General features: G+C 65.9%; 22 protein-coding genes. 5 read left to right on the top strand and 17 right to left on the bottom strand.

Annotated features, from left to right (window positions below):
* Positions 1 to 35: 35 nt before the first annotated feature.
* The 10 genes from mobB to IB259_RS03935 form a co-directional block, all read right to left on the bottom strand.
* On the bottom strand, positions 36 to 533 hold the full coding sequence (mobB, locus tag IB259_RS03980; protein ID WP_082401034.1) for a molybdopterin-guanine dinucleotide biosynthesis protein B: 498 nt from the start codon (positions 531 to 533) through the stop codon (positions 36 to 38).
* Entirely contained in the window at positions 530 to 1,189 is a 660-nt protein-coding gene (locus IB259_RS03975) for a carbonic anhydrase (protein WP_054454736.1), read from the bottom strand. Before IB259_RS03975 ends, mobB begins: the two co-directional genes overlap by 4 nt.
* Before the next feature lies 1 nt (position 1,190).
* Positions 1,191 to 2,189 carry a GTP 3',8-cyclase MoaA gene (moaA, locus tag IB259_RS03970; protein WP_119451156.1) on the bottom strand — a complete coding sequence of 333 codons (999 nt, stop codon included), beginning with the start codon at positions 2,187 to 2,189 and terminating at the stop codon, positions 1,191 to 1,193.
* The gene (locus IB259_RS03965; RefSeq protein ID WP_054454740.1) at positions 2,186 to 2,947 is read right to left on the bottom strand and encodes a peptidylprolyl isomerase; all 762 of its coding nucleotides are present in this window, start codon (positions 2,945 to 2,947) and stop codon (positions 2,186 to 2,188) included. Before IB259_RS03965 ends, moaA begins: the two co-directional genes overlap by 4 nt.
* A gap of 22 nt (positions 2,948 to 2,969) precedes the next feature.
* A complete protein-coding gene (gene narI, locus IB259_RS03960) occupies positions 2,970 to 3,653 on the bottom strand; it encodes a respiratory nitrate reductase subunit gamma (RefSeq protein ID WP_054454742.1) in 684 nt (227 codons plus the stop codon).
* Positions 3,654 to 3,672: 19 nt separating this feature from the next.
* Entirely contained in the window at positions 3,673 to 4,320 is a 648-nt protein-coding gene (gene narJ / locus IB259_RS03955) for a nitrate reductase molybdenum cofactor assembly chaperone (RefSeq protein ID WP_192327623.1), read from the bottom strand.
* 14 nt (positions 4,321 to 4,334) lie between these two features.
* Entirely contained in the window at positions 4,335 to 5,900 is a 1,566-nt protein-coding gene (narH, locus tag IB259_RS03950) for a nitrate reductase subunit beta (protein WP_175160663.1), read from the bottom strand.
* Positions 5,897 to 9,637 (bottom strand): nitrate reductase subunit alpha, encoded by a 3,741-nt coding sequence (locus IB259_RS03945; protein WP_119451154.1) that lies wholly within the window; start codon positions 9,635 to 9,637, stop codon positions 5,897 to 5,899. Before IB259_RS03945 ends, narH begins: the two co-directional genes overlap by 4 nt.
* 154 nt (positions 9,638 to 9,791) lie before the next feature.
* On the bottom strand, positions 9,792 to 11,180 hold the full coding sequence (locus IB259_RS03940) for a NarK family nitrate/nitrite MFS transporter (RefSeq protein WP_054454746.1): 1,389 nt from the start codon (positions 11,178 to 11,180) through the stop codon (positions 9,792 to 9,794).
* 10 nt (positions 11,181 to 11,190) lie between these two features.
* A complete protein-coding gene (locus tag IB259_RS03935) occupies positions 11,191 to 12,468 on the bottom strand; it encodes a nitrate/nitrite transporter (RefSeq protein WP_225596771.1) in 1,278 nt (425 codons plus the stop codon).
* Positions 12,469 to 12,702: 234 nt separating this feature from the next.
* On the opposite strand from IB259_RS03935, the gene IB259_RS03930 reads away from it, so the two are divergent.
* The gene (locus IB259_RS03930) at positions 12,703 to 13,953 is read left to right on the top strand and encodes an NnrS family protein (protein ID WP_192327621.1); all 1,251 of its coding nucleotides are present in this window, start codon (positions 12,703 to 12,705) and stop codon (positions 13,951 to 13,953) included.
* A gap of 3 nt (positions 13,954 to 13,956) precedes the next feature.
* Here IB259_RS03930 and IB259_RS03925 read toward each other — a convergent pair whose 3' ends face one another.
* The 5 genes from IB259_RS03925 to IB259_RS03905 form a co-directional block, all read right to left on the bottom strand.
* A complete protein-coding gene (locus IB259_RS03925; RefSeq protein WP_310535635.1) occupies positions 13,957 to 14,718 on the bottom strand; it encodes a hypothetical protein in 762 nt (253 codons plus the stop codon).
* 130 nt (positions 14,719 to 14,848) lie between these two features.
* Positions 14,849 to 15,055, bottom strand: a complete 207-nt coding sequence (locus tag IB259_RS03920; RefSeq protein WP_125470364.1) for a hypothetical protein — start codon at positions 15,053 to 15,055, stop codon at positions 14,849 to 14,851.
* Positions 15,056 to 15,139: 84 nt separating this feature from the next.
* Complete coding sequence (locus IB259_RS03915; RefSeq protein WP_119451151.1) at positions 15,140 to 15,406, bottom strand: hypothetical protein; 267 nt, start codon at positions 15,404 to 15,406, stop codon at positions 15,140 to 15,142.
* A gap of 40 nt (positions 15,407 to 15,446) precedes the next feature.
* Complete coding sequence (locus IB259_RS03910; RefSeq protein ID WP_054454755.1) at positions 15,447 to 16,529, bottom strand: flavodoxin family protein; 1,083 nt, start codon at positions 16,527 to 16,529, stop codon at positions 15,447 to 15,449.
* Positions 16,526 to 16,996, bottom strand: coding sequence for a low affinity iron permease family protein (locus tag IB259_RS03905; RefSeq protein WP_082401036.1), 471 nt, complete (start codon positions 16,994 to 16,996; stop codon positions 16,526 to 16,528). The genes IB259_RS03910 and IB259_RS03905 overlap by 4 nt, the downstream gene beginning before the upstream one ends.
* A gap of 116 nt (positions 16,997 to 17,112) precedes the next feature.
* Between IB259_RS03905 and IB259_RS03900 the strand changes: the two genes are divergently transcribed.
* Positions 17,113 to 18,198 (top strand): calcium:proton antiporter, encoded by a 1,086-nt coding sequence (locus tag IB259_RS03900; RefSeq protein WP_054454757.1) that lies wholly within the window; start codon positions 17,113 to 17,115, stop codon positions 18,196 to 18,198.
* Between the two features lie 22 nt (positions 18,199 to 18,220).
* Here the strand turns inward: IB259_RS03900 and IB259_RS03895 are convergent, their stop codons facing one another.
* Positions 18,221 to 19,444 (bottom strand): FAD-dependent monooxygenase, encoded by a 1,224-nt coding sequence (locus IB259_RS03895; RefSeq protein WP_192327614.1) that lies wholly within the window; start codon positions 19,442 to 19,444, stop codon positions 18,221 to 18,223.
* A gap of 137 nt (positions 19,445 to 19,581) precedes the next feature.
* On the opposite strand from IB259_RS03895, the gene IB259_RS03890 reads away from it, so the two are divergent.
* Positions 19,582 to 20,487 carry a LysR family transcriptional regulator gene (locus tag IB259_RS03890; protein ID WP_192327611.1) on the top strand — a complete coding sequence of 302 codons (906 nt, stop codon included), beginning with the start codon at positions 19,582 to 19,584 and terminating at the stop codon, positions 20,485 to 20,487.
* 43 nt (positions 20,488 to 20,530) lie between these two features.
* Here IB259_RS03890 and IB259_RS03885 read toward each other — a convergent pair whose 3' ends face one another.
* Positions 20,531 to 21,445 (bottom strand): hypothetical protein, encoded by a 915-nt coding sequence (locus IB259_RS03885; RefSeq protein WP_192327608.1) that lies wholly within the window; start codon positions 21,443 to 21,445, stop codon positions 20,531 to 20,533.
* 124 nt (positions 21,446 to 21,569) lie between these two features.
* Here IB259_RS03885 and IB259_RS03880 point away from each other — a divergent pair, with 124 nt between their 5' ends.
* Together IB259_RS03880 and IB259_RS03875 are read left to right on the top strand one after the other, a co-directional pair.
* Positions 21,570 to 24,395, top strand: coding sequence for an ATP-binding protein (locus IB259_RS03880; protein ID WP_192327605.1), 2,826 nt, complete (start codon positions 21,570 to 21,572; stop codon positions 24,393 to 24,395).
* Positions 24,395 to 25,609 carry an EAL domain-containing protein gene (locus IB259_RS03875; protein ID WP_192328845.1) on the top strand — a complete coding sequence of 405 codons (1,215 nt, stop codon included), beginning with the start codon at positions 24,395 to 24,397 and terminating at the stop codon, positions 25,607 to 25,609. The genes IB259_RS03880 and IB259_RS03875 overlap by 1 nt, the downstream gene beginning before the upstream one ends.
* Positions 25,610 to 25,611: the final 2 nt, after the last annotated feature.

The raw sequence follows: 25,611 nt of genomic DNA, 5'->3' as shown, positions 1-25,611 counted from the left end.
GTAGCCGCTGCGCCTCCTGCTCCCGAGCCAGGCCCTCAAGCCAGCCCCAGGGTACGGCAAATGAAATCCGCGACTTGCGCCGGCTCGTTGAGCGGCAGGCAGGGCAAACCGGTATCCAGCGGCGCGTCGGTGGCCACCGCCACGAAACTGCTGTCTTCCGCATGCAGCGGCGGCTTGCCCACGGCGGGCCGGTACACCTCGATGCGCGGGATCGCGGCCTGCTTGAAGCCTTCGACCAGCACCAGGTCGGCCGGCGACAGGCGCGCCAGCTGCTCGTCCAGCGTGGGTTCGGGCGCGTCGCGCAGCTCGTGGACGATGGCGTAGCGGAACGGCGAGGCCACCATCACCTCCAGGGCCCCCGCCTGGCGGAAGCGCGCGCTGTCCTTGCCGGGCGGCTCCATCTGGAAATCGTGGTGGCTGTGCTTGATGACGCTGACCCGCAGGCCGCGCGCGGCCAGCAGCGGCAGCATCGCCTCGATCAGGGTGGTCTTGCCGCTGCCGGAACGGCCGGCGATGCCGAAAACTGGGGTCATGCAAGCTCCGTGAACAATGGGCATACGATGGGCAGGAATGCGTCCGCCCGCGCCGAGTATGCCAGCAAAGCGCCTGCCACCAGGTCGAAATACCAGCCGTGCAGCGTCAGGCTGCCCGCCTCCACCGCACGCCGCACAAAGGGCAGGTCCTCCAGGTTGCGCAGCGAAATCAGGATGGAGGCCTGTTCGCAGGCGCGCCGGCGCTCGGCCGCGGTTGCCTGCGGCATCTGTTGCAGCACCTGCCTGCGGGCCGGTTCGGCGATGTCCATCCAGCGTTCCAGGTAGTCGGTCTCGCCGTCGCCCCGGGTGCGTCGGTCCATCAGCGCCCGTATGCCGCCGCAGTGGGCGTGGCCCAGCACGATGATGCGGCTGACCTGCAACTGCTCCACCGCGAACTGTATCGCGGCCAGCACGCCTTGCAGGCCGCGGTCGGTGCTGGCCGGGGGCACCAGATTGGCGACGTTGCGCACCGTGAAGATGTCGCCAGGGTCGCAGCCCAGCAGCATGGCCGGATCCACCCGCGAATCGCAGCAGCCGACCAGCAAGGTGCTGGGGTGCTGGCCTTCGCGCAGATTGCGGTAAAGCGATGGCGCGTCCTCGTAGTACTGCTGCTGAAAGCGCTGGAAGCCGTCGACCAGCCGTTCGATATCGCGCATGTCAGCCTCCTGTCTGCGCCATGAAGCGCACGATGCGTTCCGGACGGGCCACGAAATCATGGCGCTCCGGCTTGGCGGCGATACCGGCCCGGATCGCCGCTACCAGTTCGGCGTCGCTGGCGCCCGCGCGCAGCAGGCGACCCAACGGCACCTGGTCTTCCTGGCCCAGGCAGAGGTACAGGGTGCCGTCCACGCCCAGCCGGACGCGGTTGCAGCTTGCGCAGAAGTGGCGCGACATGGGGGTGATCACACCCAGCACCGGCGTGCCATGGCCCGTGGTCCAGTAGCGCGCCGGTCCCGCGCCCGCCCCGTTCAGCGCGGGAACCAGGCCGGTTTCGGCGGCCAGCCGCGCGCCCATGGCGTTCAGGTCGGTGTGGGCGTAGCCCTGGCCGCAGCTGCCCATGGGCATGGGCTCGATCAGGCGCAGCACGAAGCCCTGTGCCATCGCGTAGTCCAGCAGCCTGCGCACTTCGGCCTCCGGCGTGGCCGCGTGCACCACGCTGTTGAGCTTGATCGGCGCAAAGCCCGCGTCCTTGGCTGCAGCGAGCCCCGCCAGCACCGATTCCAGGCAATCCCGGCCCGTAATCTGGCTGAAGGCGGCAGCATCCAGCGTGTCCAGGCTGATGTTCAGCCGGTCCACGCCGGCGGCGCGCAGTTCCTGGGCATGGCGGACCAATTGGGTGCCGTTGGTGGACACGGACAAGTCCTGCAATCCCGGCATGGCGGCGATGACGCCGGCCAGTCCGGCCACGCCCCGGCGCAGCAGGGGCTCGCCGCCGGTCAGCCGGACCTTCTGCACGCCCAGCCCGACAAACAGCCCCACCAGCCGCGCCATTTCCTCGTGGCGCAGCCAGTTTGCGGGAGTTTCAAAACCTTTGAAATCCTTGGGCAGGCAGTAGCTGCAACGCAGGTCGCAGCGGTCCGTGACAGAGACGCGCAGATAGTCGATGCGGCGTCCGTAGCCATCCGTTAGAGGTCCCGCAGCCGGCTCGTCCATCATGCGGCGCTCCCGCCGTAGACGCGCTCGGGCTCCTCGCCCTGCAAATCTATGCCCTGGATATCGGCGCGCTCCACCAGCAGCTTGGCATACTGGCGCCAGGCAGTATCGCGGCTCATGGACGACAGCGCGGCAGCGATCTGCTTGTCCACATGCTCGTAGGGTTGCATGCGGCCCTCGATACGGCGCGTCACCCGCACGATATGCAGGCCGTGGCGGGTTTCCAGCAGCTGCGGCAGCAGGCCGCCGGCGGGCAGCGCGAATACCGCCCGCTCGAACTCCGGCACCGTGTCGCCCCGGCCCAGTTGTCCCAGGCTGCCGCCCAGCGCGGCGGACGGACAGTTCGATTGCTCGCGCGCTACCTCCGCAAAGCGCGAGGGATCTTCCAGCAGCTCGGCCAACACCACGTTGGCGTGGGCCCGCAGCATGTCCAGATTCACGCCCGGCGTGACCTGGAACAGGATGTGATCCGCCTCGATCAGCTCGCCCACCATGAAGCGCTGCGGATGCATCTGATAGAAGCGGCGGCAGGCGGCCTCGTCGGCTACGGGCGCGGGCGCCTCGCGGGCCAGCAAGGCGCCGATGGCGCCCTCCTCGTCCGCGGCGTCCAGGCCCAGGCGGCCAGCCTCGTCCAGCAGCACGCGGCGCAACACCAGGGCAGTGATCGCCTCGCGCATGGGGTTGCCGGCCTCTGCATGCAGCGGCAGTTCGCGTTCCAGATCCGCGTCGTTCAGTTCGACGCCATTGACGATGACAGGCATGTTCGGCTCCTGGGACAGGGAATCAGCGCGGGCGGACCAGCTGCCAGGCGCGGCCCAGGTAGCCCACCGACGCGAAGCCGCTCCAGACGTGGACCAGGCGCGTGAACGGAAAGATCACGAACAGCGTGAGGCCCATGAAGAGGTGCGCCTTGAACAGCAGTGGCACGTCGGCAACATGGCTGGCCGCGTCGCCCTGGAAGGTGACGATGTGCTGCGCCCAGGTCATCAGGCGCACCATCATTTCGCCGTCCATGTGGCCTGCAGACAGCGCGATGGTGGACAGGCCCAGCAACAGCGTGACCAGGATCCACAGCAGCAACAGCTTGTCGCCGGGCCGCGTGGTGGCGCGGATGCGCGGGTCGCTCAGGCGGCGATGGATCAGGATCAGAAGGCCGATCAGGCACAGGCCGCCCATGACGCCGCCGGCCACCATGGCCACGGTCTGCTTGAGCGTGTGCGATACGCCCAGCGTGTCCCACACCACCACCGGCGTCAGCAAGCCAGCCAAGTGGCCGAAGAACAGACCCAGGATACCGATGTGGAACAGGATGTTGCCCAACCGCAATTGCCCACGATGCAGCAACTGCGAACTGTCCGTCTTCCAGGTGTATTGCTCGCGCTCGAAGCGCACGAGGCTGCCCAAGAGGAAGATCGTCAGCGCGATGTAGGGATAGATGCCGAAGAAGAACTGATTCAGGGAGTTCATGATGCGTCGTCCTGAAGATTTAATGAGCCGCGGGCGCGCGGGGATAGAAGCGCACGGTCTGCGCGCCATCGCCCGAGAACGGCCGCAGTAGCGGTTCCACGCCGTCCGCGCCTATGCCGAACGTTTCCATCGCCTCGTCCATGTCGCGCACGGGCGCCTCGGTCTGCTCGCGCGGAACCACGCGGGATTGCGCGCGCAACACCGCGAAAATGCAGGCGTAGGGGCTTTCGCCCTTGGCCAGGCGCGCGCCGATGGCGGCCAGCACGTGGATGGCGTCGTCCAGCAGATCCTGAGCCTGGGCCGGGTCGATGACGCCCAGGAACTCCAGGAACAGCGGCACATGGTCCGGCAATTCGGACACCACCGGCTCGAAACCGTGCTCGCGGTAGGTATCCAGCAGGTCCACCATGGCCTGGCCGCGGTCGCGGCTTTCGCCGTGCACATGCTCGAACAGATGCAGCGAATGCGAGCGGTTGCGGTCGAACGTGGCGACGTAGTTCTCCTGCAGCGCGATCAGGTCGCTGGTGGCCAGGTAGCCGACCAGCGGCTGCAGGGTTTCCTCCGCGTCGGGATAGTCGGCCAAGGCGGTCTCGACTTCGCCCAGCGCGTCCAGCAGCTCGGGTTCCGGGTAGCACAGCAAGGCGGAAAGCAGACGGTACAGACTCATGTTTTTCTCCTTTCCTAGACCGAGGCGGCCTTCTTGCGGGATTTCGGCATCTCGATGAAGATCTCGCTGCCCTGGGGCTTGCGTCCGAACAAGGTGCCTTCCGACACCCCGCCCGAGCAGCCGTTGCCAAAGGTGAAGCCGCAACTGCCCTTCTCGTTGAAGCTGTCCTCGACCACTTCCTTGTGGCTGCTGGGCACCACGAAGCGGTCTTCGTAGTCGGCGATGGCCATGATCTTGTACATGTCCTGCACGGTGGCCTCCGTCAACCCGACCTGGTCCAGCAAGGCCGTGTCGCGTTCGCCGTGCACGGTCTCGGAGCGCTTGTAGGCGCGCATGGCCAGCATGCGTTCCAGCGCCTGCACCACCGGCGCTTCCTTGCCCGCGGTCAGCAGATTGGCCAGGTAGCGCACCGGGATGCGCAGGCTGGAGACGTCGGGGATCATGCCGCTCTTGCCCACCGTGCGGCGCGGCATCTGGCCGGACTCGGCAGCCGTCTGGATGGGCGACAGCGGCGGGATGTACCAGACCATGGGCAAGGTGCGGTATTCCGGATGCAGCGGGAAGGCGACGCGCCACTCCACCGCCATCTTGTAGACCGGCGACTTGCGGGCGGCTTCGAGCCACGATTCCGGGATGCCCTGTTCGCGCGCGGCGGCAATCACCTCGGGCGAATGCGGGTCCAGGAACAGGTCCAGTTGCGACTGGTACAGGTCTTGCTCGCTGGCGGTGGACGCGGCGTGCTCGATCTGGTCGGCGTCGTACAGCATCACGCCCAGGTAGCGGATGCGGCCCACGCAGGTTTCCGAGCACACCGTGGGCTGGCCGGCCTCGATGCGCGGATAGCAGAAGGTGCACTTCTCGGCCTTGCCGCTGCTCCAGTTGTAATAGATTTTCTTGTACGGGCAGCCGGAGATGCACATGCGCCAGCCGCGGCACTTGTCCTGGTCGACCAGCACGATGCCGTCGTCTTCACGCTTGTAGATGGAACCGGACGGGCAGCTGGCGACACAGGCCGGGTTCAGGCAGTGTTCGCACAGGCGCGGCAGGTACATCATGAAGGTGTTCTCGAAGGTCGAGTACATCTCCTTCTGCACGCCCTCGAACAGCGCGTCGCGGCTGCGCGCGCTGAATTCGCCGCCCAGGTCGTCTTCCCAGTTCGGGCCCCAATGGATCTTGTCCATCTTCTTGCCGGTCAGCACCGACACCGGACGCGCGGTGGGCGGCGTCTGCGACAGCGGCGCCTTCTGCAGGTGCTCGTAGTCGAAGGTGAACGGCTCGTAGTAGTCGTCGATCTGCGGCAGGTTCGGGTTGGCGAAGAGATTGGCCAGGATGCGCAGCTTGCCGCCCTGGCGCGGTTCCAGCTTGCCGGCGGCGGTGCGCTTCCAGCCGCCCTTCCACTTTTCCTGGTTCTCCCATTCCTTGGGATAGCCGATGCCGGGCTTGGTTTCCACGTTGTTGAACCAGGCGTACTCGACGCCGTCGCGGCTGGTCCAGACGTTCTTGCAGGTGACCGAGCAAGTGTGGCAGCCGATGCACTTGTCCAGGTTCAGCACCATGCCGATTTGGGCGCGTATCCTCATGATTGCTTCTCTTCTTGTTGCGTTTCAACCAGCGGACCTTCCAGCCAGTCCACCTTCTTCATCTTGCGCAGCACCACGAATTCGTCGCGGTTGGCGCCCACCGTGCCGTAGTAGTTGAAGCCGTAGGCCTGCTGGGCATAGCCGCCGATCATGTGCGTGGGCTTGAGCACCGTGCGCGTGACCGAGTTATGGATGCCGCCGCGCTTGCCGCTGGTTTCGGCGCCCGGCACGTTCACGATCTTTTCCTGTGCGTGGTACATCAGGCACATGCCCACCGGCACGCGCTGGCTCACCACCACCCGCGCCGTCAGGGTGCCGTTCACGTTGAAGACTTCGACCCAGTCGTTGTCGACCAGCCCGGCCTGCTTGGCCTCGGCTTCCGAAATCCACACGTGAGGACCGCCGCGGCTCAGCGTCAGCATGCGCAGGTTGTCCGAGTACGTGCTGTGGATGCCCCACTTCTGGTGCGGCGTCAGCCAGTTCAGGACCAATTCCTTCTCGCCGTTCGGGTAGCGGCCCAGCATGGGCGCGACCGTCTTGGTGTCGATGGCCGGCTTGTACACGCAGGAGCCTTCGCCAAAGTCCAGCATCCAGCGATGGTCCTGGTAGAACTGCTGGCGGCCGGTCAGCGTGCGCCATGGGATCAGCTCGTGCACGTTGGTATAGCCGGCGTTGTAGCTGACCTCTTCGCTTTCCAGGCCCGACCAGGTGGGTGCGGAGATGATCTTGCGCGGTTGCGCCTGGATGTCGCGGAAGCGGATCTTGTCGTGCTCGCGGCCGATGGCCAGGTGTGCGTGGTCACGCCCGGTGATCTTGCCCAGGGCTTCCCAGGCCTTGACCGACACGTGGCCGTTGGTCTCGGGCGCGAAGGTCAGGATCATCTCGGCCGCATCGATGGCGGTGTCGAGCTTGGGCCGGCCCTGGCTCACGCCCGGCTCGGTCACGGCCTCGTTGATGCCGGCCAGCTCATGCACCTCGTGCTCGGTGTTCCAGTTGATGCCCTTTCCGCCGTTGCCCAGCTTGTCCAGCAACGGCCCCACCGACGTGAACTTGCGGTAGATGTCGTTGTAGTCGCGCTCGACCACGGTCATGTTGGGCGCGGTCTTGCCGGGAACCAGGTCGCATTCGCCCAGCTTCCAGTCCTTGGGTTCGAAGGCCTGGCCCAGTTCTCCCGGGGTGTCGTGCATCAGAGGAGTCAGCACTACGTCGCGGCGCTTGCCCAGGTAGGGGCCGCCGATCTCGCTGAACTTCTTGGCCAGCAGCTTGTAGATCTCCCAGTCGGTCTTGCTTTCCCACAAGGGCTGCACGGCTTCGCTCAGCGGATGGATGAACGGGTGCATGTCCGAGGTATTGAGGTCGTCCTTTTCGTACCAGGTGGCCGTGGGCAGCACGATGTCGCCGTACAGGCAGGTGGTGCTCATGCGGAAGTCCAGCACCGTCAGCAGGTCCAGCTTGCCTTCGGCCGCGTCTTCCTGGTAGGTCACCTCGGTGGGCTTGATCGCCTCGGTTTCGTCGCCGAACACCGCGTTCTGCGTGCCCAGCAGGTACTTCAGGAAATACTCATGGCCCTTGCCGCTGGAGCCCAGGATGTTGGAGCGCCACACGAACATGTTGCGCGGGAAGTTGGCCGGATCGTCCGGGTTCTCGCACGACATGCGCAATTCGCCCGACTTGAGCTGCTCTGCGACGAATGCCACCGGATCCTTGCCCTGGCTTTCGGCCTGCGCCACCACGTCCAGCGGATTGGTGCGCAATTGCGGCGCCGACGGCAGCCAGCCCATGCGCTCGGCGCGGGCGTTCAGGTCGATCATGCTGAGGTCGCCGTAGCGGCCCCGGTCTGCCGTCGGACCCAGGATCTCCTGGACGTTCAGCTTTTCATGGCGCCACTGGCTGGTATGCGCATAGAAGAACGAGGTGCCGTTCATCTGGCGCGGCGGACGGACCCAGTCCGCGGCGAAGGCCAGCGGGGCCCAGCCGAACTGCGGACGCAGCTTTTCCTGGCCCACGTAGTGCGCCCAGCCGCCGCCACTCTTGCCCACGCAGCCGCACATCATCAGCATGTTGATGATGCCGCGGTAGATCATGTCCATGTGGTACCAGTGGTTCAGGCCGGCGCCGACGATCACCATGGACTTGCCTTCGGTGTCGTGGGCATTCTGCGCGAATTCGCGCGCCACCTGGATGACCTGCGCGCGCGGCACGCCGGTATGCTTTTCCTGCCAGGCGGGCGTGTAAGGCACGTCATCGTCATAGGAACTGGCGACGTTGCCGCCGCCCAGGCCGCGGTCCAGGCCGTAGTTGGCCATCTGCAGGTCGTACACCGTGGCCACCAGGGCTTCGCTGCCGTCGGCCAGGCGGATGCGGCGCGCCGGCACATTGCGCACCTGCAGCTCGCCATGCTCGCTGCCGAAATACGGGAAGCCCACGCCGACCACGGCGTCGGATTGGTCCAGCAGGCTCAGCGTGGGTTCGATCTCGCGGCCGCTGCCGCCGTCCTTGGACTCCAGGTTCCAGCGGCCGACCTTTTCGCCGCCGTTGACCGCGCCCTCGCCCCAGCGAAAGCCGATGCTGCCGTTGGGCGCGACCAGGTCGCCGCTCTTGGCGTCCAGCACCAGCGTCTTCCAATCGGGGTTGTTCTGTTCGCCCAGCGCGCCGTCCAGGTGCGAGGCGCGCAGGAAGTGGTCCGGCGCGTAGAAGCCGTCGCGCTCCTTCAGCTGCACCAGCATGGGCATGTCGGTGTAGCGGCGCACGTAGTCGCGGAAGTAGTCCGACGCGCCGGAGAGGTGGAATTCCTTCAGGATCACATGGCCCATGGCCATCGCCAGCGCGGCGTCGGTGCCCTGCTTGGGCGCCAGCCAGATATCGCCGAATTTGACCATTTCACCGAAGTCGCTGGACACGGCCACCGTCTTGGTGCCCTTGTAGCGGACTTCGGTGTAGAAGTGCGCGTCCGGCGTGCGGGTCTGGGGCACGTTGGAACCCCACACCATCAGGTAGGTCGAGTTGTACCAATCGGCCGATTCCGGCACGTCGGTCTGTTCGCCCCAGATCTGCGGGCTGGCGGGCGGCAGGTCGCAGTACCAGTCGTAAAAGCTCAGGCAGGCGCCGCCCAGCAGGCTGAGGTAACGCGCGCCAGCGGCGTAGCTGACCATGGACATGGCCGGGATCGGCGAAAAGCCGATCACGCGGTCAGGGCCGAACTTCTTGATCGTCAGCGCGTTGGCGGCGGCCACGATTTCCATCGCCGTATCCCAGTCGGCGCGCACAAAGCCGCCCAGTCCGCGCACGGCCTTGTAGCGCTTGGCGCGCTTGGGATCCTGGCTGATCCATTCCCAGGCCGCGATGGGGTCCATGGTCTTGCGGGCCTCGCGCCACATTTCCATGAGGCGACCGCGGATCATCGGGTACTTCACGCGCTGCGCCGAATACACGTACCAGCTGTACGAAGCGCCTCGCGGACAGCCGCGGGGTTCATGGTTGGGCAGGTCCGGCCGCGTGCGCGGGTAGTCGGTCTGCTGGGTTTCCCAGGTGATCAGGCCGTTCTTGACGTAGACCTTCCAGGAGCAGGAGCCGGTGCAGTTCACGCCGTGCGTCGAACGCACCACCTTGTCATGCTGCCAGCGGGCGCGGTAGGCGTTTTCCCACTTGCGGTCCTCGTTGACCGTTTCGCCGTGACCGTCCGCGAAGGTGGACTTCACCCGCGACATGAACTTCAAGCGGTCCAGAAAATGGCTCATTCTCTATTCTCCAAGAGCGCCGGTCCGGCCGGCGCGTACTGCGATCAATGCTGTTGAATCCATTGTGGGCGCGGCCCGCCTGCCGGACCATTCGCCGGTGGCACAGGCCGGGCGCGGCAGAATGACTAGTCACTCCGGCCGCGTCCGTTTCGCTCTAGCAAGGCACCGGCGCATTGCGGCGGGCGTAGTACCACCAGGTGATGACCATGCAGGTGGCGTAGAAGCCGATGAAGCAATACAGGGCCGCCTGCACGCTGCCGGTCATCTCGAGCGAGGTGCCGAAGCTGCGCGGGATGAAGAAGCCGCCGTATGCGCCGATCGCGCCCGAGAAGCCCAGCACCGCGGCCGACTCCTTGGCGGCGTCCGCCTGGGCCTGCTTCTGCGCCGCGGCGCCCTTGCCTTCGGCCGCCTGCGTGCGTTCACGCAGGAAGATCACGGGAATCATGCGGAAGGTCGAACCGTTGCCCACGCCGGTCAGCGCGAACAGCACGATGAACATGGCCAGGAAGCCGTTGAAGTTGCCGGGCTGTCCGGCGACCGGCAGGAACATCACCACGCCCAGCACCGCGACGATCATCGCCGCGAAGGTGAACAGCGTGACCCGCGCGCCGCCCAGCTTGTCCGACACCCAGCCGCCGAACGGCCGCGTCAGCGAACCCACCAGCGGGCCGAGGAAGGCATAGGCCATGGGGTCGACCTGCGGGAACAGCGTCTTGGTCAGCATGGCGAAGCCGGCCGAAAAGCCGATGAAGGAACCGAAGGTGCCCACGTACAGCCAGCACATCAGCCAGTTGTGCTTGCGCTTGAAGATGACGGCCTGGTCCGCGAACGAGGCGCGGGCATCCGCGATGTCGTTCATGCCGAACCACGCGGCGATCGAGGCCAGCGCAATGGGGATCACCCAGATGAAGCCGGCGTTCTGCAGCCACAGGTTCTGCTGCGCGCCATTGGCGTTGATGACCTGGGGCTCGCCGCCCGCCACGCCGAATACGCCGATGGAGATCACCACCGGCACCACGAACTGCACCAGGGACACGCCCAGGTTGCCGATACCGGCATTCAGCCCGGTGGCCAGGCCCTTCTTCTCCTTCGGAAAGAAGAAGCTGATGTTGGCCATGCTGGAACTGAAGTTGCCGCCGCCCAGGCCGCACAGCAGCGCCAGGATCAGCAGCGTCGGGAACGAAGTCGTCGGGTCGCGCAGGGCGAAGCCCATGCCCAGCGCCGGAATCAGCAGCGAAGCCGTGGAAATGGCCGTCCACTTGCGCCCGCCGAAGACGGGCACCAGGAAGGAATAGAAGATGCGCAGGGTCGCGCCCGACAGCGCGGGCAGCGCCGTCAGCCAGAACATCTGGTTCTTGGACAGCATGAAGCCGGCGCGGTCCAGATTGACCACCACCACGCTCCACAGCATCCAGATGCTGAACGCCAGCATCAGCGCCGGAATGGAGATCCAGAGATTGCGGTTGGCGACGCGGGCGCCGGTCTGCTTCCAGAAACCGGGATTATCCGGCTCCCAGCGCGCAAGGACTTGAGTGGAAGACATAGGGATACTCTCAGGAGGTGGTGGAGGGAGAGGCGGCGTGTTGCCGGGCAATGGCCGCGCTTTCCGGCCGGAAACTGAAGTGCATGAAGATGAGGGAGACGCAGACGGTGCCGTACAGCAGCATGAAGGCGCTGGAGCGGACGCCCGTCAGGTCGAGCAGGATCCCGAACATGATCGGCAGCACAAAGCCGCCCAGCCCGCCGGCCAGGCCGACGATGCCGGAAACGGCGCCGATGTTTTCGCCGAACTCGTCCGAGATGAACTTGAAGACCGAGGCCTTGCCGATGGCCATGGCGATGCCGACCACGAACAGCAGCACGGTGAAGGTGACCGGCCCCAGCGCGATGCCGAAGCTGCGCGGACCGTTGGCCGTCACGATGGTGAATTCCGTCTGCGGATAGCTCAGCAGGAAGAACGCCACCCAGCACACCCACATCACCCACCAGGTGGTCTTGTAGGCGCCGTAGCGGTCCGAGATCCAGCCGCCGACGGCGCGCAGCACGCCCCCGGGCAGGGAGAAGCAGGCTGCCAGCAGCGCCGCCAGCTTCATGTCGAAGCCGTATTCGCCGATGTAGTACTTGGTCATCCACAGCGCCAGCGCCACGTAGCCGCCGAACACCACCGAGTAGTACTGGCAATAGCGCCAGACGCGCGGGTCCTTCAGCATGGCCATCTGGGCCGACAGGCTGGCGCCGCTCTTGACGCGGTGCGCGGGGTCGGAAGAAGAGAACAGCCAGAACAGAATGGCCGTGACCAGGAGCGCCACGGCATAGACCTGGGGCACGATGACCCAGGCGCCGCCCGCCGCCGCGATCAGGGCGGGGGCCACGAACTTGGTGATGGCCGAGCCCGAGTTGCCGGCGCCGAACACGCCCATCGCGAGGCCCTGCTTGTTGCGCGGGAACCAGCGCGCCACGTAGGGCGTGCCGACCGAGAACGAGCCGCCAGTCAGGCCGACGAACAGCGCCAGCACCAGGAACTGCCAGTACTCGGTGGCATAGGACAGCAGCCAGATCGGCACCACCGCCAGCAGCATCAGGATGAAGAACACCGGCCGGCCGCCGTAGCGGTCCGTCCAGATGCCCAGCGGCACCCGCACCAGCGAACCGGTCAGCACCGGCATGGCGGCCAGCAGGCCGAACTCGGTTTCGGACAGGCCCAGTTGCTGCTTGATGGGAATGCCCAGCACCGCAAAGATCATCCACACCGCGAAACAGATGGTGAAGGCGAATGTGCTTGAAATCAGGACCCGCATCGGCGCGCCGGCGGAAGGTTGACTTGATGCCATGGTTACTCTCGCTTTACTCACGAAGACATGTGGCTAGCCTAGGCATGGCGGGCCTTGCGGACCATTCGCCAGCCGACCAGAAGCCCCTTGCCGATGTGACTAGTCACCCCTTTCCTGGCGGCCCGGCTTGCGCTGGATCAAGCGGCCGCGCTGGCGGCAACGCGCGGGAGGCATTAATATGCATTTCAAATACACCTTTAAACGCGAAGCCGAAACGGCGCCGCGACTGCCCTCATGAGCACGCTGCTTAGCATCGAAGAACCCGCCGCTGCCCCTCCCCGTCCGCGGCCCCAATGGCGCGCCTTCACGGAAATGGGCTTCCGGCCGCTCTACCTGGCCGGCTGCTTCTGGGCGCTGGCGTCCGTGCTGCTATGGGTGCATGCGCCGGCACGCCTCACGGGCGTGTTGAACGGCATGTTCTGGCACGCGCACGAGATGCTGTGGGGCTTCGTCGCCACCATCGCGGTGGGCTTCCTGCTGACGGCGGGCGCCAATTGGACCGGCAAGAACCCCTTGCGCGGCACGCCCCTGGCCATCTTGTGCGCGGTGTGGATCGTGGCGCGCGCGGGCTATCTCGTACCCGGACGTCCGGCTTTCGTGGTGGCCGCGTCGGCGGATCTGCTGTTCTTCCTGTGGGCCGCGGGCGCGCTGGGCCGCGCCGTCGCCGTCACGCGCAACCAGCGCAACTACGGCATACCCTTCCTGCTGCTGGGCCTGGCCGCCACCAACGCGCTCTACCTCTGGGCCTCGGTCCAGGGCGACTACTTTGCGCTGATGCGCTACTTCAATGCCGGATTGCTGTGCATGGCGGTGCTGACGCTGCTGATCGCGCGCCGGGTCATCCCCTTCTTCGCCAAGCGCGCCGTGGCGGGACTGGACATCCCGCCGCACACCCGCAGCGGCCACTGGCAGCTGGGTACGGGCATCGTCGCCATCGCCTGCCTGCTTGCCGGCCAGCCGCAAGCTGCGGCGCTGGCGCTGGCCGCGACCGGCTTGATCGCCCTGGCGCAATGGATATCCTGGAAGCCCTGGGCGGTGCGCAAGGTGCCGCTGTTGTGGATCCTGTATGCGGGGTATTGCGGCCTGGGCATCGGCCTGCTGGCAGGCGCGGCGCAATTGGCCGGCTATGTGCTGCGGCCCGCCTGGCCCGCCCACGTGATCGGCGTGGCCGGATTCTCGGTGCTGATCCTGGGCATGGTCACGCGCACCGCGCTCGGCCACCTGGGCCGGCCGCTGCAGACCGACCGCAGCATGGTGTTGAGCTATGCGCTGATGATTCTGGCGGCCCTGCTGCGCCTGGCCGCCCTGCTCCCGACCGCCGCCACCATCGGCTTCCTGCATGCCTCGGCGACCGCCTGGGCGCTGGCCTTCGCGCTATACCTTTGGCGCTTCTTCCCGATGATGATCCGGCCGCGGGCCGATGCGGGCAAGACGGCCGCGCCGGCGATGAAGGTGGTGCCGGTCGCTCGGCGTCCGGCCGCCTGAACCTCAGCCGCGCCCCTCGCGCCGGCGTGTGGCCGCCAGCTGCTGCTTCATGGCCTTGAGCCAGGCCTTGACCTGCTGCATGTCGACGAACTGCGACAGCTCGAATTCGAGTTCGCCTATGTATTCCTCGGCATCGGCGATCTCCGCGTCCAGGTCTTCCATCAGTTCGGAAGGGTCTATGGATTGCGCGGGATCGAAATGGTACTTGGCCTTGAAGCCGTCTTCCGCGGCTGCGATTTCGCCGGCCAGCTTGGCGAGCTGCGCGTCCAGCGCCTGGATGTACTGCGCGTAGCGTTCCTCATCGACGCCAGCCAGACGATCCGGACCGGCAGCGGCCAAGGCTTCGATTTCCGCCAGCGTTTCGGGCGCGGGAGCGGGGCTATCGCCCGCCGCCTGGGTCAGCAGCGCTTCGGCATCGTCCTCGTCCTGTCCGTCTTCCGCGCCGGCGTCGTAGTCCGAGCCGGCATGCTTGAGATACAAGGCCTTCAGCCTGTCCGTGTCGCACTCGGCCGGCGTGCCATCCAGCACGATGGCGTCCAGCGTTTCCTGTGCCAGCTGCGCAGCGATCTCCGACGCCAGGGCGCGTTCCGCCTTGGTCAGTTCCTTCTGCTTGCAGGCATGGTCGAAGCAGGCCACCAGCTTGGCCTTCAGTTCGACCTCGACCGTCTCCAGCGGCGCCAGCACGTCTTCGTATTTCTTCTGGTATTCCGGCAGCACGGCCTGCCAGCCGCGCAGGCGGGCGCGCTGCGCTTCGAGCGTGCGCACGAGCGACTCGAATCTCTGACGTTGCGGCGTTCCGGATGCCGGCTGCGCGGCGGACGTGTTTTCTTGCATGGAGGGAACCTGGGCAGGCGGCGCCATAGGCGCCTTGAAATGATCGGAGCGCCATTTTAGGTTACCTGTCCGCCGAACCCTCGGCGGCGTTGTCCTTGGACGTCGTGTCGGCGGGCTCGATGTCCTCGTCGGGCACCTCATCGCCTTGAGCGCTGTCGTTGGCGTCATCCGGATTCTGCGCCGGCGGCCGATGGGCTGGGGTCCCGGGCGGCGGCACGGACGCCATCGTTATCGGATGCAAAGCCAACTCGAATTGGATCTGGGGCATCGCAGCACCTATCAGGAAGTGCGGCGAAATCCGCCGCAGCCCGGTATCAGCAAGCGCCATGCCACAACGCCCGCGCAAGAGGCGTCAGAACCGTGGATTCTTGCCGAACGGCACTTCCGTGTCTGTCGGCTTCTCGAACGACGCGGTATCCCCGTTCAAGTCCGCGACGTGGATCTGGGCCAGCCGCGTCGCCTCGTCTATCGCAACCTGGGCCGAGGCGAAGCGCTCCTCGACGGCTATCCGCTCCTGCGGCGCTCCCGCCGCCGGCGGCACCAGCACATAAGCGATGCTCCAGCTGCCCTGATGCTCAACCGGACGCTCGAGCTCGAAATCCCAACTGGCGTGTTCCATAGGGGCCTCCTGTCGAATCCTGCCTTCATGCTACTGCGGTTTACTTCGGCCTGGGATCGCGGATGCCCTGATCCAGTCCCTCGAATTCGCCGCGCCGCAGGCGCGGCAGGAAATTGGCCATGGCCTGCGCCACGTTGCGCACTTCCTGCTGCACCGCCTGGTCCTGGTCCAGGTCGTCGTGGCTGGTGGCATACGGGCGGTAATAGCTGATGTAGCGGTCCAGCCGCGACGCCGCGCCCGCGTCCATCAGCCCCATCCAGTCCAGCCAATCGGCCAACCCGCGCCGCTGCGCCTCGACGCCGGCCACGTCTCCATGCACCACCAGGCCGTAGGCGCGGCCGGCCAGATGCTTGGGGTATGGCCAACCGGCAAGCTCGACCTGTTTGGCTTTGAGCGGATCCTTGCCGCCAGTCAGCGTGGGATCGGGATTGCCGCCGTCGGCGCACACCAGCCTGTCTATCATCAGCTTCAAGGGGCTGGGCGATTGGTACCAGTACGTGGGCGCCACCAGGATCACGCCATGTGCCGCGACCCATTGCTCGTAGATCCCGGCCATGGCGTCGTTGGACTGTCCCAGCGAGTGGTTCGGATAGCAGCTGCATGGCCAATGGCACAGGGGCATCGCGGTCGACACGCAGCCCTTGCAGGGATGGATGCGGTACTCATATTCGGAAACCAGGCGGCTGAGATCCAACAGGTCCGTCTGCACGCCGGCCGTCTGCAGCTCATCCAGGACGAGGCGCGCCAGCCGCCAGCTCTTGGAGACCTCCCCGGGACAGGTGCCGTCATTGCGCGCGGCGCCGACGATCACCAGGACGCGAGACGGGGTGTCCGGATCGCGCTGAACTGCCTCCGCGCGCTCCAGGCGGTCGCGCGTTTCCTTCCACTCCTGGGAAAGATCGTAATCGGGATCGGCGTAGCCCTGGCCGGCTTTCACCGTGACAGGCGCCTTGCGCCCTGCTTCGTAGCCTTCCCAGGCAATCGCTTCCAGGCGCTCCAGCGCGTCGCGCTCGGCCTCGAAGGCCGGATCGTAAAAGCGCCGCATGAAGCGCAGGCGGAATTCTTCCCGCGCTAGCGGGCCGTCGTACTGGCCCTTGCGGACCGTGGGCTTGATTCCGATCATGGCTGCCTCCTTTTGCGGGCGCGGCGGCGGCGTTCCTGTCTGGCGCGAGCGGTACAGGCCGCGGCCAGGGCGAGCAGCTTGTCTTCGTCCAGGCGCTCCGCGTCGACCAGCCCTTCGTCCGCGCCCTCCAGCGCAATAAGCAATTCATCGAGTTTGAGGTGCAACGCCTCGCTGTCCTTGTTCTGGCTTTGTTGAATCAGGAACACCATCAGGAACGTGACTATGGTGGTGCCGGTATTGATCACCAATTGCCACACTTCGGAATAGCCGAACGCAGGACCGGAGGCCCCCCACAGCACAACAGTGATGACCGCCAATCCGAAGGCGATGGGCGACCCCACCCACTTGGTCACATGCGCGGCAAAATGATCAAAGAAGCGCGCTACCGGATGGTCAGCACCGCCCGCGTCGGGTGCAGCCGAACGCTTCGGCGCCGGACGCCGCCTGGGTACGCGAGTGTTGAGCATGCTGGCCCCCTTGCTCCACGGGACATCCTGTTCAGCAAGTTCCGTGCCCGCCCCCGGCCAGGGAAAGAAGACATGCGGCGTGCTAGGCTGACAGGATTGCGGCCGGCGGAGCCCAGATGAAATCCATTCTGCAGTCCGAAAAGCTCCTGTTGCTGGCCTGCGCGCTGGCCGCCGCCGGATACCTGGCCGATTCCGGCGCAAGCGGTTACGGCCGCCTTGCCAGCCTGGTCGAGACTGCCGTTTTGATCACCGCCATCCTGGCCGCTTCGCTGAGCGTCGCCCGCCACGCCGAGCGTGTCGCGCAGAAGCTTGGCGACCCTTACGGCAGCATGATCCTGACGCTATCCGCCGTGCTGGTCGAGGTCATCGTGCTGGCAATCGTGTCCACCAAGGCCCACTCACCCACGCTGGTGCGCGACAGTATCTATTCGGCCGTCATGCTGGACATCAACGGCATCCTGGGCGTAGCCGCCCTGATCGGCGGTTTCAAGCACGGCGAGCAGGCATACAACGATGATTCCGCCCGAACTTACAGCGTGATGATCCTGACCGCGGTTACGGTCTCGATGATCATTCCCGAGTTCATTCCTCAGTCGCGCTGGCGCGCGTATAGCAGTTTCACGATTGCGGCCATGCTGCTCCTGTACGGCGTGTTCCTGCGCATGCAGACCGGCCCGCACAGCTACTTCTTCAGCTACAGCTATCCGGACAAGAAAACCCGCAGGCCCCTGCCAACCTCAGGCTACCCAACCCGAGGCCAATCGGCGGCGGTCATGGCGATCGGCATCATTGCCGTGGGCGCGCTTGCCGAACTGATGTCCCATTCCCTCGATCGCAGCCTGGAAGGCATCGAAGTGCCTCCTGGCTTGGTGGCACTGATCGTGGCCGGCATTTCCGCCGCGCCGGAAATGCTGACCGCATTGCGCGCGGCGCTCGCGAACCGGATGCAATCGGTGGTCAATATCGCGCTTGGCGCTTCGTTGTCCACGGTGATACTGACCGTGCCGGCGATGGAGGCCCTGGCCTTGATCACAGGTCAGCGCATCGTCATGGCCATGACGCCGGCGCAGACATTGATGATGCTCGTCACCCTGCTGGTGGCGGCAATCAACCTCAATGACGGCCAGACCAACGCGATCGAGGGCATGACCCATTTCATCCTGTTTGGCACCTTCCTCATGCTGCTGGGACTGGGCTTGTAGCGTTCTGACCCGGCTCAGGCGTTCAGATGCGGGCCAGGCGGCCGAATCCGGCGCCGTGAACAGGCGCGCCGCTCCCGAGTCCGGGCATAGGCAATTCTTGGGCCCAACCCGCCGCCAGGGCTTGCGCAACATGCACGGGATCTGCCGTCCTGGCGTGCTCGTTGCGGATGCGGCAGGTCTGCGGGTCCGTGGCGAACAGGCCGCGCGCAGATACCCGCGCCTGTTCGATCAACTGCGTGGTCTTGGGAATGCGTATCTGCGCAAATTCACTCAGAGCCGCCGCCAGGCCCGCGTCCGGGCCGTTCAGGCATCGGGCCAGGTGCCAGGCATCCTCCAGCGCCTGGCACGCGCCCTGCCCCGAGGTCGGCAGGGGCGCGTGCGCGGCGTCGCCCACCAGCAGCACGTTGCCCCGGCTCCAGCTTGTCAGGGGATCGCGGTCGTGCACGGCGATCAGGCGGATGGCGTGCGCCGGCGTCGCGCGGATGATGCGGGCGACAGGGTCGGGCCATTTTCCGAACAACGCCTCGACCTCCTGGCGCAGGTCCGCCGCAGGCCCGGCCGCGGACAAGGGCCGCGCCTGCGCGCCCGCCCAGTAGACCAGGCCCGGCCGCACCGCCACGGCGCCAAAGCGCTCGCCCGCGCCCCAATAGTCCTGGATGGCGATTTCGTCGACCAGCACACCGTCCGCCTGCGCCACGCCTATCCAATTCACGAAGCCCTGATAAACCGGCGCGTTGTCTCCCGCGACGAATCGGCGCGCCACCGAATCCATGCGGCCATCGGCGCCGATGAGCAAGTCCGGTCGGATGCTCCGGCCATTCTCGAAGCGCGCCTCGGCCCGGCCATCCTCGTGCAGATCGATCGCCACCGCCCGATGCCCATACTCCACCGGAATTCCTGCCCGCGCCGCATGGTCCAACAGCACCGTCTGCAGATCCCGACGCAGAATCGTGTGGGTGGAATATCCCATCATCCGATCCAGCAAGGCGATATCGATTCCGCCCAGCGGATTGCCTGCCGCATCCTCGCGGCGCGCCGCAACCGGCCTCCCGCTCGCTGCCGCGATGTCCGGCAGCAAGCCCAACTCGTCCAGCACGAAGCCGGCATTCGGCCACAAGGTCACGCCGGCCCCCATGGTCGCCGGCTGCGTCCTGCGTTCATACACGCGAAGTCCGTGCCCCTGCTGGCGCAAAGCCAGCGCCACGCTCAAGCCCGCGATGCCGCCGCCCAGTATTCCGATTTCCATGCCGATGCTCTCCAGTAGAACCCGTCTCGACGCGCCGCCGACGGCGCTTTTCGGACGATGACGGCATTTTAGATTCCGTCAATTTTGAGAACTAGCATGTAAAAATGGGCTGACCTATTACCTTAAATGGGACAATCATGAGCGCTGCCCTCGACCTGAACACCGTCCGCGTCTATGCGGCGGTCGTCGACGAACAGAGCTTCGCCGGCGCCGCCCGGCTGCTGGCGCTGCCTTCGTCCAACGTCAGCCGCCATGTCGCGTCGCTGGAACGCAGGCTGGGCGTACGCCTGCTCGAGCGCAGCACCCGCCATCTGCGCATGACGGAAGCCGGCAGGCTGTTGTACGAACGCGCCAAGCCCCTGCTCGATACCTTGCTCGCCACCGAAGAAGAACTGGGCGCGGTGCAACGCGAGCTGCGCGGCCCCCTGAGAATGTGCATGCCGGGCGAAGCGCCCCGACTGCTGGCCCCTATCCTTGCCGAGTTCTGCAGCCTGCACCCCGGCGTGGAACTCGAATGCGATACGCGCATGAGCGGGCTGGAGTCATTGCGGGAAGAGGACGTGGACCTGGCCATCGTTTTCCATCGCGGCCGGCAGGACGACAGCGCCTTCATCACGCGTGAACTGGCGACCCTGCCCAGCATCGTGGTCGCGGCGCCCAGCCTGCTTGCCCGGACCGGAACGCCTCGCCACGTACGAGAACTCAAGTCCCTGCCCTGCATCACCACCCTGAGCGCATTGAAAGGCCAGCCCTGGCAATTCATCGACGCCGCCGGCGAGATCGTCAAAGTGCCGGTCCGCAGCCGCTACCGCGTCAACAGCGGCGAACTCGCAGGCGCGGGCGCGCGGCAAGGCATAGGTTTCGCGATACTGGCGGCGTTTGGTTGCCAGGAAGACCTTGCTGCGGGCCGCCTGGTGGAGGTGGCGCTGGATCTGCAGCCGGCGCCGCTGCAACTGCTGGGGGCATACAGCCATCGCCATTCAGTCACTGCACGGGTGCGGGCGCTGCTCGAGTTGATGCAACTGCGGTTGAGCAAAGTGTGACCACAGGCGACCGCAAAACCCTGACGATGCCGCGCCACGCGCGCTAGCCGCCGTGTGGCGCCTGGTCGGGCGCCGAGCGGGCTGGATCGACCTTTTCTCCCATCCGGAATGCGCGCCAGTCAGTGCCGGGGCCTGACAGCCAATGCCGGACGTAGCACAGGCTCAAGGCGGTGGACAGCACGTCGCCCTGGAATCGCAGATCAGGCTGCAACCGCAGCCAATTGAAGTCCTCGATGGTCCGGATCCTGCAGGCCAGCACTTTGACACCCCTTCTGGACGCGTGCCCGAGCAAACTGAAGAACTGCTCCTGCCACGCATTGGCCTGGCTGATGCCCGCGGGGATGTCGACGCGCAGGCCCACCGCGCGCAGGACGCCGAATGGCGTGGGCGCGCCGTCCCGGCTACAGGGCAGCAGGCGGACGCGCAGCGTGGCCTTGAAGTCACCATAGCGCCGGAAGAATTCGGCGCCCTCGGCGATGCGGCTGCTCAGCGGGACGTTGAACACGACGCGCGCGCTCGGGTAAATCGGCTGCGGCCTTTCTCGGACCAGACGCTCATCCGACAGCAAGTTGCCGCCGACCTGCGCTATGCGCAGATCCAGGCAAAGCTGTTCGGCCAGGCTCCTCCCGGTGTACACGTTGAGCGGATGGTCCATGCTCAACAGCGCCAGGCTGCCGCTCTCCTGGAGGATGTCGCCTGCGGCCCGCAACGCGGATGCCGCCGCTGCATGCGATGCTTCCATGGGCAGGCGGCTCATCCAATCCCCCGCCAGCGCCATTTCGCAGATGGCGCCACTCGCGTCCAGAATGGGCTGAATCTTCAGCGAACTGCCCGGGCATGGCGTGACTTCGGCCCTATCATTGACGTTCATGCGTGTTTTCAGTGATTCCGCCGGCGCGGGGGCCGCGCTCAGGTTGCTGGCGCCAGAGTACGGACCACCGCAAGGCGCGCCCATCATAAGATTCTGATTCTCCTGGTCCTGGCAGCGTCCCTGCGGTCGGACGCGCCTGGACACGCATGGCGGACGGCATTTTCAAAATCTTTTGATGTTCCGTGCCGCCCCCCATTTCTACGATAGGCTCATGCCTGTCCAGGAATCCCAACCCCTCTCGCATGAAGATGTCGAGGCCCCTCCCAGGGCGCCGACACTATTGCTGCATCTGTTCGCCCTCGCGCTCCTGGCGTGCATCGCGGCCGCGGCGGCCTTTTCCCTCTACTGGGCATTCAGCGACACCGTTTCGGCCTATCGCCGCCAGATGAATGCCGCGGCCTACAACGCGCAGCTTTTTTTCGACCAACGGGAGATCCTGCTGCGCTCCCTGTCCTCTTCCGCGGTGCGCAACACGGACCGCGCGCCGGTCTCCCAGACGCCGCGCTTCTTTGGCAATACGCGGCAGATCGAGGTATTTCCTCTGCTGGAAGAGCAGGACGCCTACGACTGGGCCCTGATCCTCACTCCCCGCGACCTGAACGACGTGGGTCTTGCCCATACCCAGCTGCTGTACAGCTCGGTGCGCACGGGCCAGACCTCCCTGCTGGTACCGCTGCCTGGCCATGAACAGAACGAGATGGACGCGGCCAAGCAGCGCTGGATCGCGCGTACGCTGGCGGCAGCCGATCCCGGCCTGGATCCCGCCGGCCGCCATCCCATCGTCTGGCTCAAGCCGCCGATGGACCAGACAAACCGGTTGTACCTTTACACCCCCATGGATTCCGCCGCACCGGACTCGGGGTGGATCGGCCTGGAAGTGGTGGATATCGACGCCGCCATGGATCTGTCGCCCCTGGTCGGCGGCAGCTACGCCCTGTACGACCAGGACGGCGCGCCCGTCCTGCACAGTCCGGCCGCCTCGTTCCTGGCCATGTCCAGCCCGCGCGGCGCGCAAGAAGACTCCTTCGGCTGGGGGGGGCCTGGGCTGCTGCCCGAGTATGTGGTGCTGAACAAATCCGTTGGTGAAGCTGGGTGGCGGCTGGTCTACCACACGCCAATCAGCCGCATTCTCGCCAACACCGCCTTTGCGGTCCAGGCGACGCTGGCCGCCACGGTCCTGCTGATCGCGGCGGTGGTTCTCGGCGCGAGGCACATCAAGAGAAAGCTGATCGCGCCGGCCATCCGGCAATACGAAGCGTTGGCCGACAGCGTGTCCCTGACCCGCAAGCTCGTCGAGGTGGCACCAGTGGGCCTGTGCCTGCTGCGGCGCGCCGACCACAAGCTCATCCTGTCCAATGAACTAGCCCGCCAATGGCTGCTCAGCGACGCCGGCCTGCTATGCAGCGCGGCCACCTCCGCCGGCCTCAACTCGACGCGCGAGTACGCCTTGCAGGACGGCCGCAATGTCCACATCACGTTTGCCGGCATCACCTACCGCGGCCAGGAGGTGGTGTTGTGCGGCATCAACGACATCACCCCGTTCAAGCAGGTCGAGCGCTCGATCATGCGGGCCAAGCTCGACGCCGACGCCGCGAACCACGCCAAGACTGTCTTCCTGACGACCATGAGCCATGAAATCCGGACGCCTCTTTTCGGCATCCTGGGCACGCTGGAAATGCTCGAGCTGACAGCCGTCGACAACCAGCAGCGCCAATATCTGGAAACCATGCAGCAGTCCTCGTCGACGCTGTTGCGCACCATCAATGACACGCTGGACCTGTCCCGTATCGAAGCCGGCTACCTGGAGCTGGAGTCGGAGGCTTACTCTCCGGCGGAACTGCTGGACGCCGTGGTCAGCGGCTATGCCGCGCGCGCCGAAAGCAAGGGCCTGCACCTCTACGCAGTGGCCGACGTGCAAGCGCCCGCGTCGGTGCTGGGCGATCTGACGCGCACGCGGCAGATACTCAACAATCTGGTCAACAACGCCATCAAATTCACGGATTCGGGCCAAATCGTGTTGCGCTTGCGAGTCTTGCGCAGCGACACCGAGGCCGCGACGCTGAGATTCCAGGTCGCGGACACGGGCGTCGGGATTCCGCCGGAACACCACGCCCAGCTGTTCGAGCCCTACTATCGCGCCGAATCGGGCCGGCCCGGCGCCGTTCCCGGCACCGGACTGGGACTGGCGATCTGCGCGCGCCTGTCCGAGATGATGGGTGGATCCCTCCATGCCGTCAGCGAGCCCGGCCTCGGCACCAGCATATCGCTTGAACTGACGCTGCCCTTGGTCGGCGGCGTCCGCGATGGCACGCGGATCCACCTGGAGGCCACGCCGGTCTTCGTGCGCGGCGCCGTGAACGAAGTCGTCAACAACCTGTGCCACTGGCTGCGTCATTGGGGCGCCCTGGCCCTGCCTTACCAGGCGGAAGACCACAGCCAGGCGGAAGCCAGCGTGCTGGTGGACGCCTGGCCGCAGATCCCGAACCCGTCGCACTGGTCAGGGGCCCGGGTGATTGCGCACCCCCCCGGCACGCGCCCCCGTCAGGATCAGGCGCGCAGCAGCTGGATAGCCAACGCCTACAGCCTGGCCGATATCGCCGCCGCGGTGCGCCAGGCGCAGGATGGCGCGGCGGCCAAGGAATCCCTGGAAACCAAGGCAGTGCGCGACGTTCTGGACATGCACCTGCTGGTGGTCGAGGACAACCCGGTCAGCCAGCATATCTTGCGGGAACAGCTGGAGCATCTGGGCTGCACCGTGGTGCTGGCCGCCAACGGCCGCGAAGCCTTGGCCCGCCCGGACGTGACCGCGTTCGACGCCATCCTGACCGATCTCCAGATGCCGCAGATGGACGGCCATGAACTGACCCAGGCCCTTCGCAGCCAGGGCTATACCCGTCCAGTCGTCGGCATCACCGCCAACGCATTCACCGACGACCTGCGGCGCAGCGCCGCCGCCGGCATGACCAAGGTCCTGCTCAAGCCCTTGCCCATTGACGCATTGCGCCAAACCCTCGTTGCCCTTAAGGAAGCCTCATGATGAAGCAGCTCGCCGACTACAGGATTCTGGTCGTGGAAGACCACCCCCTCCAATGCGTCCACATGACGACGCTGCTGGAAGCCGCCGGGTTCGCCCCAGCGGACGTCGCCACTTCCGCCGAAGCCGCGCTGGAGATGATCGGCGTAGCGCCGTATCACCTTGTGCTGATCGACTTGAACATGCCGGGCATGGATGGCGTGCAGTTCATCGACCGCCTCGCCACGCTGCATCACAATCCCATGCTGGCTATCGTGTCGGCGTGCCCGCGCCGCATCATGAACAGCGTGGCGTTGATGGCAAAGGAGAAAGGCCTGGCGGTGCTGGGCACGTTTGCAAAACCGCTGACGGCGGACCACGCGCGGCAGTTGACCAGCCAACTGCGGCAAAGCCGGGCCGAACCGCGCGGTCCGGCTTTGCTGGCCAATGCCGAGGCCTTGTTCGACCGCGGAACCCTCGAACACGCATTGCGCCAGGGGCAGCTGCGGGCCTGGTTCCAGCCCAAGAAAGCGCTGGCCAGCGGCCGCATCGTCAGCGCTGAAGCGCTGGTCCGGTGGCAGCATCCCGAATTCGGATTCATGCTGCCGGGATCGTTCCTGTCCGCGGTGAGGCGTCACTCGCTGGATCGCTCGCTGCTCCTGCGGATGCTCGCAGACTCCCTCGAGGCATATGCGCGTTGGCGGCGCGAGGGATACCGGATGCCCGTTTCCGTGAACCTGCCGACCCAGCTGCTGGACGACCCGCACCTGCCCGACGAACTCGAGCGCATCGTGCTGGCCGCGGACGTGGCGACGCAAGAAATCTCATTTGAATTGCTGGAAGACGAGACAACCTCGGTCCAAGGCCAATACTATATGGGCGCGAGCAGGTTGCGGCTGAAAGGATTCGGCTTGGCGCAAGACGATTTCGGCATAGGATATAGCTCCATGTACAGCTTGATCAGCACTCCGTTCACCGAGCTGAAGATCGATCGGGCCTTTGTCAGCGGCGCCGCCGATGACGAAGGCCGCGCCGCCGCGCTTGTGTCTTCGGTTCAGTTGGGACGGCAGCTGGGACTCCAGATCACGGCCGAGGGCGTCGAAACCAGCAAGGACCTTGAGTTTCTCCGGCGCATCGGCTGCGACTGCGCACAGGGCTTTCTGATTTCCGCCGCGGTCGACGCCGAAGCCTTCAGCAATCTGCTGGCCCTGGAGCGCCAGGCGATGAACCCATCCTAACG

The organism is Achromobacter sp. ACM04, from assembly GCF_014851465.1.
GTDB classification, from domain to species: Bacteria; Pseudomonadota; Gammaproteobacteria; order Burkholderiales; family Burkholderiaceae_B; genus Achromobacter; species Achromobacter aegrifaciens.
The sequence above is the reverse complement of the archived record's forward strand: the minus strand, read 5'-3'. Positions and strand labels throughout refer to the sequence as shown.